We start from the raw sequence: 12,379 nt of genomic DNA, 5'->3' as shown, positions 1-12,379 counted from the left end.
GAATCCAATGACTGGAGCCATCACAACCCGTCTGTTCTCCTCCTTGCTTGTTGTTCTTGGCTCATCAATGCTGGTGTTCATTATTATGTATCTGCTGCCCGGTGATCCGGTGCTGATCATGCTTGACGGTAATGCATCTACACCGGAAGCCATCGCCAGCTTGAAGAGCCACCTTGGGCTTGACCAACCGTTCTATGTTCAGTTCTACAGGTATTTCATCCATCTGCTCCAGGGGGATTTCGGGGTCTCCAGAGTAAATGGGGATCTGGTTCTTCCGAAGATATTGGAACATCTTCCGGCTACGCTGACCCTGACCCTTGTCAGTGTGTCCGTGTCGCTGGTTGTAGGGATTCTTCTAGGTGTTCTCTCTGCGATACACCGGAATGGTGTCATTGATTTCGCGGCCCGGTTCATTGGGCTGTTCGGAATCTCGATGCCTGCGTTCTGGACGGGAATCCTGCTGCTGCTGCTGTTCTCCATCCAGCTTGGATGGTTCCCCGCCATGGGCTCTGACGGCTGGAAGACACTGGTCCTCCCAGGACTCACCCTGGGGCTTATCGGTGCAGGATTCATCGTCCGGATGGTGCGTAATACGATGCTTGAAGTGCTTGGAGAGCCGTATATTTTGACGCTGCGGGCCAAAGGGCTTTCCGAGAGGTCTGTCATGTATGGTCATGCTCTGCGCAACTCCCTGATTCCGGCCCTGACCATGATTGGGCTTACAGTCGGGGAGCTGCTCAGCGGGACTGTGGTGACCGAGACCGTCTTCGCCAGGCAGGGAATCGGAAGGATCTTGGCGGATGCTATCCTGTCCAAGGATATCCCGGTTGTGCAGGGAGTTATCTTTTTCACGGCCATGATCTATGTCTTGACCAATCTTATCGTGGATATTTCGTATTCATTCATCGATCCCCGGGTTAGACGCTCGCAGCTTAAGGGAGGAGTGTAGATGAAGGAAGCAACGGCGCTTAAGCCAATTAGGAAAATAACCTGGAAAGCGAGTGTGTCATTAAGACGCATTAGCGCATCCTCGGTCTTCTTATATGCAGCTTGCCTGGTCGTCATATTTATGACCGCGTGTGCGATAGCACCCCAGTGGATTGCCCCCTATTCACCTGAGGTTATGGATCCCAATCAGCTGCTGCAGCCTCCCGGGGCGGTCCATTTGCTCGGAACGGATTACTTTGGAAGAGATGTCTTTAGTCTGGTGGTATATGGTGCCCGGGATTCCCTGCTGATCGGAGTCGCTTCGGTTCTTGTGGGAGGCGGACTTGGGGGCGTAATCGGCGCTCTATCTGGATATATCGGGGGATGGGTGGACGTCATTGTGATGAGGCTGATCGAAATCCTGATGTCCATTCCGGGCATCCTGCTTGCGCTGGCCATCGCAGCTGCAGTGGGGCCCAGTCTGTTCAATATTGTACTGGCAGTCTCAGCGGGCGTTATCCCTAATTATGCGAGAGTGATGAGAAGTCAGGTCCTGACGGTGAAGAATAAGCCCTATGTGCTGGCTTCACGTTCCATTGGGAGCTCAGAGCTGAGTATCTTCCTGAAGCATGTTCTCCCTAACTCGCTGTCTCCGTTCCTGGTTATGGCTACAGTGGGGATCGGGAGCTCCATATTGACGAGCTCAGGTCTTAGCTTTCTGGGGCTTGGGGTGATCAAGGAGATTCCCGATTGGGGAACCGTTCTGTCACAGGGGAGAGGTTATTTGACGGTAGCCTGGTGGATATGTACCTTTCCTGGCGCAGCCATCGCGCTATTTGTGCTATCTGTGAATGTAATCGGCGATAGAGTCCGTGACACCCTGGATCCGAGAAAAAGCGGCGATTAAGTGTACATGAGTGGGCCGGGCAGGAAACATGATGCACCATTAGAACATTCCGTAATATTGCAGGAGGCAGCCTATGACAGAACCCTTATTAGCCACCCAGGGCTTGTCGGTGGAATTTGAGAAATCCGGGAAATTCCTTGAACCGGTATCGGACGTGTCTTTTCACATTGGCCGGGGTGAGACCGTCTGCCTTGTAGGAGAATCGGGCAGCGGGAAGACGATCACATCCAAGGCGATTATGCGGTTGATTGATTTCGAACGCGGCCGAATCAAATCAGGCAGCGTCAAGCTGGATGGTGAAGAGCTTACAACCCTTCCTGCCAGTCTGCTTAGGTCCCTTCGAGGCAAAAGAATATCCATGATCTTTCAGGAGCCCATGGCGGCATTTGACCCTGTATTCACAATAGGTGCCCAGCTGGTGGAGACGATTCGCCGTCATGACAGGCGAACGCTTCGGGAAGCGCGGGCTCATGCTGTGCATCTGCTGCAGCGAGTGGGCCTGCCTGAACCGAAGCTTCGGATGGACCAGTATCCAAACGAGCTATCGGGTGGCATGCTTCAGCGTGCAATGATCGCGATGGCTCTTGCCTGTGGTCCCGAGCTGCTTATTGCAGATGAGCCGACCACAGCGCTCGATGTCACCATTCAGGCTCAGATTCTGAACCTGCTGGGTGAGCTTAAGACCGAGCTTGGCATGTCGATCCTGCTCATTACCCACGATCTTGGCATTGCAGCCGAGATCGCAGACCGCATGATCGTCATGTATGCCGGCAGAATTGTCGAGCAGGCTCCAGCCGATCGCCTCTTCGCACAGCCAAGGCATCCTTATTCCGCAGGGCTGCTGCGCTCCATCACGACCATGGACAGCGATCGCAGCGCTCCGCTGTACACGATTGAAGGCGCCCCGCCGAACGTTACGGAATTTCCGTCAGGCTGCCGGTTCCATCCGCGCTGCCCGCTCGCTACGGCCAAGTGCAGGGAGGAGGCTCCTCCTCTGCTGGGGAGTGACGGTCATGAAGCTGCATGCTGGCATACGGACGAACTGCTTGAAGAGCTGTCGCTTCCGTCTCCTCAATCAGAGAAGCTAAGCCCAGAACCGCAAAGCTCAGGTATTCAGCCACCGCTGTCAGCAGGTGAAGCCAAGGCGGCGCTGCCGGAGACTGAACAAGAGTTGCTGTTCGATGTGGTTGGGCTTACCAAGCACTATCCCGTCAAGAACGCGTTAGGCTTGACGAAGGCCGTCATCCACGCCGTGGATGACGTGACGTTCTCCATTCATAGAGGAGAGACGTTCGGCCTTGTCGGCGAATCCGGCAGCGGCAAATCCACGCTCGGCCGTGTCCTGATCCAGCTGGAGCAGGCTACGGGCGGACAGATATTTTTTCAGGGAGAAGAGCTTGCGGGGATGAAGCCCGCCCGCCGCAAGATGCTCAGACGCGAAATGCAGATGATCTTCCAGGACCCCTATGGGTCGGTTAATCCCCGCTGGACGATTGGAGATACCATTGCAGAGCCGCTGGAAGTGCATCAGAAGCTAAGCGCCGCAGAGCGTAAGAGCCGGGTGGAGGAGCTGCTTGGCTGGGTCGGCCTCAATCCGGCATGGGCCAGCCGCTACCCGCATGAGTTCTCCGGAGGACAGCGCCAGCGGATTGGCATAGCCAGAGCTATCGCGCTTCATCCGAGCTTCATCCTTGCAGATGAAGCGGTCTCCGCTTTGGACGTATCTGTACAGGCCCAGATTGTGAATCTGATGCAGGAGCTGCAGAGCCGGCTGGGACTGACCTATGTATTCATTGCGCACGGTCTGAACATTGTCAGACACGTATCTTCTCGAATAGGTGTCATGTACCTCGGTAATCTGGTCGAGGTTGCCCCTGCTGAAGAGCTGTTCCTCCATCCAGCCCATCATTATACGGCGGCATTAATCTCATCTATTCCTTGGCCGGACCCCTCGAGGAAAAAGGAATTCTCAGCGATTCAAGGGGAAATTCCATCTCCTGCTAACCCGCCCAAAGGGTGCAGGTTCCACACCCGCTGCCCGGCTGCAACGGCCCTGTGCCGGGAGCAGGCACCGAAGCTCTCTATGATCGGGAGCGAGCATTCTGTTGCATGTCATTATCCTTTATAAAAAAACACACTATTTTTGTCGGAATAGTCTTTTCAAATAACACATTGTGTGAGAGAATATGGAAAATACAATTCATTCTACGGTTTTTGTTACTTGAAAAGGAGGATTTTATTCATGTCAGAAGAACGCAAACTCGCCTTTGAAACCTTGGCCATTCACGGTGGACAAGAAATCGATCCAACTACGCAATCCCGTGCGGTTCCGATCTATCAAACGACCTCTTACGGTTTCCGTGATACCGAGCATGCAGCCAATCTGTTCGGGCTAAAAGAATTCGGCAATATCTATTCCCGTATCATGAATCCGACGAATGATGTGTTTGAGAAGCGGATTGCCGAGCTGGAGGGCGGAGTAGGGGCGCTTGCAACTTCTTCTGGCCAGGCTGCGATCACATTCTCCATTCTGAACATTGCCGGTGCAGGAGATGAGATTGTATCTTCATCGACACTCTACGGCGGAACTTATAACTTATTCTCAACTACGCTTGCGAAGCTTGGCATTAAGGTTACTTTCGTGGATGCCTCCAATCCGGAGAATTTCCGGGCAGCAATTACGGATAAGACCAAGGCTCTATATGCAGAGACCCTCGGTAATCCGAAGGGTGATGTGCTGGATATCGAAGCGGTTGCTGCGATCGCTCATGAGAACGGCCTTCCGCTAATCGTGGATAATACGTTCCCAAGCCCTTATCTGCTGCGTCCGATTGAATTTGGAGCTGACATTGTTGTCCATTCTGCCACCAAGTTCATTGGCGGTCATGGAACGACCATCGGCGGCGTCATTGTAGACAGCGGCAAGTTCGACTGGAAGGCAAGCGGCAAGTTCCCGGGTCTGACTGAACCGGATCCAAGCTACAATGGGGTTGTCTATACCGATGCGGTTGGACCTCTTGCTTATATTATCAAAGCTCGTGTGCAGCTCCAGCGCGATCTCGGAGCCTCATTATCTCCGTTCAACTCATGGCTGCTGCTGCAAGGACTTGAGACTCTTCACCTAAGAGTGGAGCGTCACAGCCAGAACGCACTCAAGGTTGCACAATATCTGGAAGCACATGAAGATGTAGAATGGGTAAGCTACGCAGGTCTGCCAAGCCATGCATCTTATGAGCTCGCCAAGAAGTACCTGCCTAAAGGTCAAGGGGCCATTCTCACCTTTGGAATTAAGGGCGGCATTGAATCTGGACGCAAGCTGATTCACAGTGTGAAGCTGTTCTCTCACCTGGCTAATGTCGGCGATTCCAAATCCTTGATTATTCATCCGGCAAGTACAACTCACCTGCAGCTTACGGAAGAAGAGCAAGCTAGCGCAGGGGTAACGCCAGGCCTAATCCGCTTATCGATCGGTACGGAGTCCATTGATGATATCCTGTATGATCTGGAACAGGCCATCAAGGCAAGCCAGGCTTAGGGTACAGACTGGACTCATATAATTAATCGCAAAACGCCGCAGCCCCTGAATAGGAGAGCGGCGTTTTTTTAACTTTTAAAGTGCCCTTAAAGTGCCGCTAAAGTGCATGTATTAACCCATAGTAGGTTTTAATAACCCCAAGGTACAACTTTATAACCTAGAGTAAGACTTAATAACACTTAGCTGCTTATTAACCTCGGAGTAAATATCTGCATAATAGACGGTAGCCGGAGCTATCGGCTTGTCATTTGCATGAGAAAGCGCTACAGTCATCGTACATAGCGAACATCACTTTTATTTTTCGGTGAGCGGTGGTTAGATCTTGCCCGGCATTACACTTGAGGAGGCTAATTAAATGAAGCTGCTAAATTTCAAAACAGACAACGATATACGGCTAGGCGTTCTGACTGAGCGGGGAGTGCTGGATGTAGCGAAGGCACTGGATACATTTCCTGCAGGGTCAGATGCGCCTATTCCAGTCTCTATACATGAAGTGATTGAAGGCGGTCAAGAAGCGGTACGTGTTCTGGAAGGATATATCGAACAACTGGCTGCGGGTGAGTCTGACCACTCCGCATTATGGCTTCTGGAGAAGGAGCTGGAGTGGGCGCCAAGTGTGACGAACCCGAACAAAATCATCTGTGTAGGACTGAATTACTGCAAGCATGCGGAAGAGACTCATGCTCAGGTTCCGGAATACCCGATTCTATTCAATAAGTTCAATAATGCATTAGCGGCCAATGGTCAGGATATTCCTCTTCCCAAAGTATCGGACAAGGTGGATTATGAGGCTGAACTTGCCGTTGTGATCGGTAGGGAAGCCAAATATGTTCCACAGGAACAGGCTCTGGATTATGTATTCGGCTATTGTGCCGCCAACGACTTGTCTGCGCGTGATCTGCAGATGCGAACCCAGCAGTGGCTGCTGGGCAAATCCTGTGACAAGTTTGCTCCGATTGGACCTTACCTCGTTACAGCTGATGAGGTTGGTGATCCGAACAACCTGGATATTAGATGTAAGGTGAACGGGGAGGTACGCCAGAACTCGAACACGTCGGATATGATTTTTGGAGTCAGTGAAATCGTCAGCTACATCTCCCAGCATATGACACTGGTGCCGGGTGACATTATTCTGACCGGCACGCCGGAGGGCGTCGTGCTGGGTTATCCGCCGGAGCAGCAGGTGTATCTTAAGAATGGGGACCTTGTGACCATCGAGATTGAGAAGTTGGGCTCGCTGAGTAACCGTATGGTAGATGAGGTTAAGAACAAGGCCCTTTGAGACGGATTCTTATATCAATTGAGCTTAAGAGTGACAATGGTCAAGAGTGTGAAGGATTTTGGAGAAGCGAAGCGTTCGCCTTTTAAAAAATAGATCAATAAAGAATGCTCCAGGGAATCCTTCCGGGGCATTCTTAACTTTAAGCCTGCTCAGTGTTAAGGCACATACCCCTCCCTTTGGAGAACGATAAAGATTTCGGATTTATCTCCATCGTTAAGGGACTTGACCTCAATTTGGACCGTGATCCATGCCCTTTACAAATTAAGAGGAAAGGATTACTATAAAATCAAAGTTGCAACTAGGAAACAATATTGTATCAGTACAAAAATGATTATCATTCTCAATGAGCATGCTGCTTTCGGGGGTTCCCGGAGCAGCATGTGCTGTTTTAGGGGTATTAATAACGGCTCTCATTCTCAATTAGAAGAGGTGAACTGAAGGTTTACTCCAAGCAAGAGTGTGTAAAGACGCTGCCAGACCAAGGCGCTCGCCAAAGTGACTGGATTTGAAGAACGGAGGAACATTTCACACGGCTGCCCCACGTGTATACCTTGAATCAACTTAATTCAGAAAGGAACGTGATTCATATGCAAGCTATTCACAAAACGATTCCCGCCGCGGACAAGATGGCTAATCAGCCCAATCCACGGCGCAACAAACGGCAGACTCTGCTAAGTCTGCTTCGCCACAAGGAAATGCTTCAAGCGCTAGGAAGCGGAACGCTAATGCTAATCGCCTGGGGGATGCATAATTGGGCGCCGCTGCTGTCTATCATTGTCTATATCACAGCTTACGCGGTTGGCGGCTGGGGAAAGGCCAGAGACGGCATTGAGACACTTGTGAAAGATCGTGATCTGGATGTGAATCTGCTGATGATTGCCGCTGCTATGGGTGCTGCCGCCATTGGGTATTGGAACGAGGGGGCCATGCTGATCTTTATCTTTGCTCTCAGCGGGGCTCTGGAGTCGTTCGCTTCCGAGCGAAGCCGCAAGGATATTTCCGCCTTAATCTCCTTGAAGCCGGAGACCGCTCTTCGTATTGAAGAAGGAGGGATGAGGCTGGTGCCTGTATCCGAGCTTCAAGTCGGGGATCTGCTGCTTGTTAAGCCCGGGGAAGTCATCCCGGCAGATGGGGTCATTGAGAGCGGAAGCTCTGCCGTGAACCAGGCTTCCATTACCGGGGAATCCATTCCGGTGGATAAGATAGCGGGTGAAGGCGTCTATGCAGGAACCTTGAACGGGGAGGGGGCTCTGTATATCGAGGTAACCAGCCCATCTGAAGGCTCCTTGTTCTCCAAGATTATTACACTCGTTGAAGAAGCTCAGAGTGAGGTTCCCCACACGCAAAGGTTCATCCAGCGGTTCGAAGGGATATACGCCCGAATTGTCGTGGGAGCTACCGTGTGCTTGATTGTACTGGCACCCCTGCTGCTGGGCTGGTCGTGGGAGATGACCTTTTACAAATCCATGGTCTTCCTTGTTGTCGCCTCACCGTGTGCGCTTGTCTCTTCCATCATGCCGGCCATGCTGTCCGCCATTTCGAACGGAGCCCGCAAGGGGATGCTGTTCAAGGGCGGTGCTCATCTGGAGAACTTGGGGTATGCTTCCGTTGTGGCTTTCGACAAAACGGGGACACTGACGATGGGGAATCCCGAAGTGACAGATTTAGTCGTAGAAGAGGGTTATGAACCGGATGAGGTTCTGCAGCACTGCGCCTCGGCTGAGAATTTATCCGATCATCCGCTGGCTCGGGCCATTGTGAAGGAGGCCGGGATCAGAGGAATGGATTTGCTGCCTGCGGAAGAAATGAAGAGCGTTGCTGGCTGGGGGATTGAAGCCCGGATCAGCGGCGACGTCTGGAAGATCGGCAAGCCCTCGGCCATAGAAGAGAAGCTGCCCAAGTGGTGCAGGGAAGAGGTGCTTAAGCTGGAATCGGAAGGGAAGACGGTGTCCGTCATTGTACACCGGGAGATTCCAGTCGGCCTCCTGGCGCTAAGAGACAATATTCGTCCTCAGGCCAGAGAAGCTGTTGCACGGCTGCGCAAGCTGGGCGTACAGTCAGCCATGCTTACAGGCGACCACAACACAACAGCCAAAGCCATTGGCCGCGAAGCCGGGGTGGACCAAATTTACGGCGATCTGCTGCCTGCTGACAAAGTAGAGCATGTTAAATCACTGCGTGAGAAGTATGGCCATGTTATCATGGTCGGTGACGGGGTCAATGACGCCCCGGCCCTGGCGACGGCTTCGGTAGGCGTAGCAATGGGGGCAAGTGGAAGCGGCACTGCCCTGGAGGTGGCGGATGTGGTTCTGATGAATGATGACCTGGAGCGGATTGCCGAGGCCATCACCTTATCCCGCCGGGCACGGAGGATTATGAAGCAGAATATTGTTTTTGCGATTAGTGTGATTCTGCTTCTGATTGCAGGCAACTTCATACAAGGAATCCCACTTCCGCTGGGGGTTATCGGTCATGAGGGAAGTACGATTCTAGTGATTCTGAATGGTCTTAGGCTGCTGAGATAGCATCTTCATCATACCTTCATTTAACCTTCACTGAACGTGTCCGCTAGGAATGTTGACGATCCACAGGGGATTTAAGATAATTATGATATAAAGTAAGCAGCTCATAATTACTCCGAATTCCTATACAAACCTAGCTGAATGCGTACTTAGACCGAAGCGATATGAAGGAGACGATTCTTATGTATAAATCTATTATTGTTGGAACTGGACCTGCCGGCTTGACTGCCGCGATCTACTTGGCACGTGCGAATCTCAGTCCGCTTATTATTGAAGGACCTCAACCGGGAGGACAGCTTACTACAACTACAGAAGTGGAGAACTTCCCTGGATTCCCTGAAGGCATTATGGGTCCTGAACTTATGGACAACATGCGCAAGCAGGCCGAACGCTTCGGCGCTGAATTCCGTACCGGCTGGGTGAACAGTGTGGACACAAGCAGCCGTCCGTTCAAGCTTCAGGTAGAGGGCCTTGGAGAACTGGTCACAGAAACTCTGATTCTGTCTACAGGAGCTACTGCGAAATACCTGGGTATTCCAGGAGAGCAGGACAATGTGGGACGTGGAGTCAGCACATGTGCAACCTGTGATGGATTCTTCTTCCGCGGTAAAGAGATTATTGTCGTTGGAGGCGGCGATTCGGCGCTTGAGGAAGCGGGCTTCCTTACCCGATTTGCCTCTAAGGTAACATTGGTTCACCGCCGCGAAGAGCTGCGCGCCTCGAAGATCATGCAGGACCGCGTACGCTCGAATGAGAAGGTGGAATGGGCGCTGAACCGCACTCCGATTGAAGTGATCGCCGGAGAACGCGGAGTCACGGGTCTGAAAGTGCTTAATAACGTTACTGGCGAAGAAGAGATTATCGAAGCGAGCGGCGTGTTCGTAGCCATCGGGCACCATCCGAATACCGGCTTCCTTGGCGGCCAAATCACAACGGATGAGAATGGATATATCGTTGTAAATCCAGGAACCTCCGAGACGAATGTCAAAGGCGTATTCGCATGTGGTGATGTTCAGGATACCCGTTACCGTCAAGCGATCACTGCGGCTGGCAGCGGATGTATGGCTGCGATGGACGCGGAGAAATATATTGAGAGTCTGGAGCATGAAGCTGCAGTTCGGTAACAGAAGTTTAGATCAATAACTATAATAGAACAGGAACAGGAGTGAATGAACATGGAACAAGCGATTGTATATACAAGTACGAACTGCCCGCACTGCAAGCAGGTAAAGAGCTTTCTGACCGAGAAGGGTGTATCTTTCGAGGAACGCAATGTGGAGACGAATGAAGAATATGCACAGCAGGTTTATGATATGGGCATGCGTGCAGTTCCGGTTACTTTGATCGGCGATTTCAAAATTGTAGGGATGAACAAGCTGCAATTCGATAAGGCGCTAGCAGCCAATTAATCATATGTGAAAAGGGCACTTCCCATGCAGATGGAGACTTCTCTGCTGGAAGCGCCCTTTTTATTTGGCAATTGAGGCAAGAAGGGGATAGCTCACAGATCCAGGATGGATCGTGGAGTTATCCCCTTTGTGTTATACGGGTATACCTGCTGCAAACGCATTCAGGTTATGAGGTTGATAACAAGCATAAAAATCAAATAACCTACTACACCGGCTCCGATCAAGGTGAACCCGGCTTTCTTTCTGGATTGAAACAGACGAAGAGCGCCCAGGCTGAAGAGCGGCGCTATAATCAGCAGAAAGAAAAATACAGTAACGAACATTTGCACGGAAATATCGGAAATATTCGGGATCGTCATTGGCTCTCTTCTCTCCATTTCTACAAGTATGAGACTTGTGCAATGAAATAAATCACACTTTTAACTTTATTATAACGAAAATCAGGTTTTTTGGGACGTATTTTCAACTCGAAATTAAGCTGAAATACGTCTATTGTATGAACAAATTATACGAGCCTGTCCCGAGCAATCGACAAAAGTAGAAGGCCTTTGACCAGCCAAGCTATGATACAATAGGGCCAAGATGAGCTCTCCCAGAGGGACAGCTTCAGCATGAATGGTGGAAGACAGCAGTCTGAAGAAGGGCGGAATCGGCAATGAAGAAACGCTGGATGGAATGTGCAATGATTGTGTTAGCAGGCTCTCTTTTTCTTGGATTCGTTCCATCGGCAGCCGACTTTGGAACCGTCGTATATGCAGGTTCTGAGCAGGGTACAGTGGTCACTGCTGACCAGATTCAGGGCAAGCTGGCGAGTGCTGCGAAGGCCCGCCTCAGCAGTCTTACTTTTACCTATAAAGGCCAGACTTCCGCCCTTCGCTCACTGCTTAGCAAGGCCCTTACCCAGGCTCTTGAATCGGATGTATACACCAAATATGTAACAGACAGCTACTCGTTCAGCTGGCGGGGCACAGCGACTTCCGCGTCTGTAACGGTGCGATTCGTATACAGGGAATCGGCAGCTCAGACGAATTATGTGAACAGCCGTGTGAAGCAAATTGTACAAAATGTGGTCAAGCCAGAAATGAATGATCATCAGAAGGTCAAAGCCCTGCACGACTGGATTGTTCTTCATCTCAAATATGACAAGACCTTGCGTAAATATACAGCCTATGAAGGCCTGAAGACAGGAGAGGCGGTATGTCAGGGATACTCTCTCTTGGCTTATAAATTGCTGCTTGAGGCGGGAATTCCGAATCTAATCGTGGAAGGAACAGCTGGAGGCCAGCTGCATGCCTGGAATCTGCTAAAGCTGCAGGGAAAGTGGTATCACATGGATACCACCTGGGATGATCCCACACCGGACCTAGCCGGGCAGGTGCATTACAATTATTATCTGCGGACGGACAAGCAGATGAAGCAGGATCATAGCTGGACTCGTTCTTATCCGGGTGCTGGAACTGCTTATAAGGATACACTGCTACTGCTCTTGAGATCAGCAGGCGGAGCTAGCAAAGCGTTCTTTGAATCCCTTCAGGAGGAGCTCGGATATACTCTGTATCAGTCAGGAATGGCCGTGAATTCAGCGGATGGAATGAAGGAGAAAGTACAGCAGGCCATCAAGCAGGGGAAGCATACGGCGACAATTCGTTATTCCGGTACAGCGGAACAGCTGGCAGATGATCTTCCATATTTGTATGAGTTAAATATTAGCCATATTACCTACTACAATGAACCTCTTGAAGACACCTCAGACCTCAAGGTCAGAGTGGACTGGGAATAGTCGATGGGAACCGATAG

10 protein-coding genes are annotated in these 12,379 nt (G+C 51.2%); 9 read left to right on the top strand and 1 reads right to left on the bottom strand.

The window, feature by feature from the left end; all coding sequences use genetic code 11:
* Positions 1–7 precede the first annotated feature (7 nt).
* From EJP77_RS16290 to EJP77_RS16255, 8 genes are all read left to right on the top strand, one after another.
* Positions 8–949, top strand: coding sequence for an ABC transporter permease (locus EJP77_RS16290; protein WP_127200313.1), 942 nt, complete (start codon positions 8–10; stop codon positions 947–949).
* On the top strand, positions 950–1,834 hold the full coding sequence (locus EJP77_RS16285; protein WP_127200312.1) for an ABC transporter permease: 885 nt from the start codon (positions 950–952) through the stop codon (positions 1,832–1,834).
* Positions 1,835–1,907: 73 nt separating this feature from the next.
* Positions 1,908–3,962 carry an ABC transporter ATP-binding protein gene (locus EJP77_RS21020; RefSeq protein WP_127200311.1) on the top strand — a complete coding sequence of 685 codons (2,055 nt, stop codon included), beginning with the start codon at positions 1,908–1,910 and terminating at the stop codon, positions 3,960–3,962.
* Between the two features lie 114 nt (positions 3,963–4,076).
* A complete protein-coding gene (locus tag EJP77_RS16275; protein WP_127200310.1) occupies positions 4,077–5,369 on the top strand; it encodes a homocysteine synthase in 1,293 nt (430 codons plus the stop codon).
* Between the two features lie 355 nt (positions 5,370–5,724).
* A complete protein-coding gene (locus EJP77_RS16270) occupies positions 5,725–6,651 on the top strand; it encodes a fumarylacetoacetate hydrolase family protein (RefSeq protein ID WP_127200309.1) in 927 nt (308 codons plus the stop codon).
* Positions 6,652–7,238: 587 nt separating this feature from the next.
* Positions 7,239–9,176, top strand: coding sequence for a heavy metal translocating P-type ATPase (locus EJP77_RS16265; RefSeq protein WP_127200308.1), 1,938 nt, complete (start codon positions 7,239–7,241; stop codon positions 9,174–9,176).
* A 179-nt stretch (positions 9,177–9,355) separates the two neighbouring features.
* Positions 9,356–10,297 (top strand): thioredoxin-disulfide reductase, encoded by a 942-nt coding sequence (gene trxB / locus EJP77_RS16260; protein ID WP_127200307.1) that lies wholly within the window; start codon positions 9,356–9,358, stop codon positions 10,295–10,297.
* A gap of 51 nt (positions 10,298–10,348) precedes the next feature.
* Entirely contained in the window at positions 10,349–10,582 is a 234-nt protein-coding gene (locus EJP77_RS16255; RefSeq protein ID WP_127200306.1) for a glutaredoxin family protein, read from the top strand.
* A gap of 161 nt (positions 10,583–10,743) precedes the next feature.
* On the opposite strand, the gene EJP77_RS16250 is transcribed toward EJP77_RS16255, so the two are convergent.
* Positions 10,744–10,941 carry a hypothetical protein gene (locus tag EJP77_RS16250; protein WP_127200305.1) on the bottom strand — a complete coding sequence of 66 codons (198 nt, stop codon included), beginning with the start codon at positions 10,939–10,941 and terminating at the stop codon, positions 10,744–10,746.
* A 296-nt stretch (positions 10,942–11,237) separates the two neighbouring features.
* Here EJP77_RS16250 and EJP77_RS16245 point away from each other — a divergent pair, with 296 nt between their 5' ends.
* Positions 11,238–12,362, top strand: coding sequence for a transglutaminase domain-containing protein (locus tag EJP77_RS16245; protein ID WP_127200304.1), 1,125 nt, complete (start codon positions 11,238–11,240; stop codon positions 12,360–12,362).
* The last annotated feature ends 17 nt before the right edge of the window (positions 12,363–12,379 follow it).

The organism is Paenibacillus zeisoli (assembly GCF_003994465.1).
GTDB lineage: Bacteria > Bacillota > Bacilli > Paenibacillales > Paenibacillaceae > Fontibacillus > Fontibacillus zeisoli.
This window is presented reverse-complemented; position numbering and strand designations above follow the sequence as displayed.

What these genes read in the sequence shown, in the direction of transcription:
- EJP77_RS16290 (WP_127200313.1), top strand. Translation starts at nt 8, where the DNA reads ATGACTGGAGCCATCACAACCCGTCTGTTCTCCTCCTTGCTTGTTGTT.
- EJP77_RS16285 (WP_127200312.1), top strand. Translation starts at nt 950, where the DNA reads ATGAAGGAAGCAACGGCGCTTAAGCCAATTAGGAAAATAACCTGGAAA.
- EJP77_RS21020 (WP_127200311.1), top strand. Translation starts at nt 1,908, where the DNA reads ATGACAGAACCCTTATTAGCCACCCAGGGCTTGTCGGTGGAATTTGAG.
- EJP77_RS16275 (WP_127200310.1), top strand. Translation starts at nt 4,077, where the DNA reads ATGTCAGAAGAACGCAAACTCGCCTTTGAAACCTTGGCCATTCACGGT.
- EJP77_RS16270 (WP_127200309.1), top strand. Translation starts at nt 5,725, where the DNA reads ATGAAGCTGCTAAATTTCAAAACAGACAACGATATACGGCTAGGCGTT.
- EJP77_RS16265 (WP_127200308.1), top strand. Translation starts at nt 7,239, where the DNA reads ATGCAAGCTATTCACAAAACGATTCCCGCCGCGGACAAGATGGCTAAT.
- trxB (WP_127200307.1), top strand. Translation starts at nt 9,356, where the DNA reads ATGTATAAATCTATTATTGTTGGAACTGGACCTGCCGGCTTGACTGCC.
- EJP77_RS16255 (WP_127200306.1), top strand. Translation starts at nt 10,349, where the DNA reads ATGGAACAAGCGATTGTATATACAAGTACGAACTGCCCGCACTGCAAG.
- EJP77_RS16250 (WP_127200305.1), bottom strand. Translation starts at nt 10,941, where the DNA reads ATGACGATCCCGAATATTTCCGATATTTCCGTGCAAATGTTCGTTACT.
- EJP77_RS16245 (WP_127200304.1), top strand. Translation starts at nt 11,238, where the DNA reads ATGAAGAAACGCTGGATGGAATGTGCAATGATTGTGTTAGCAGGCTCT.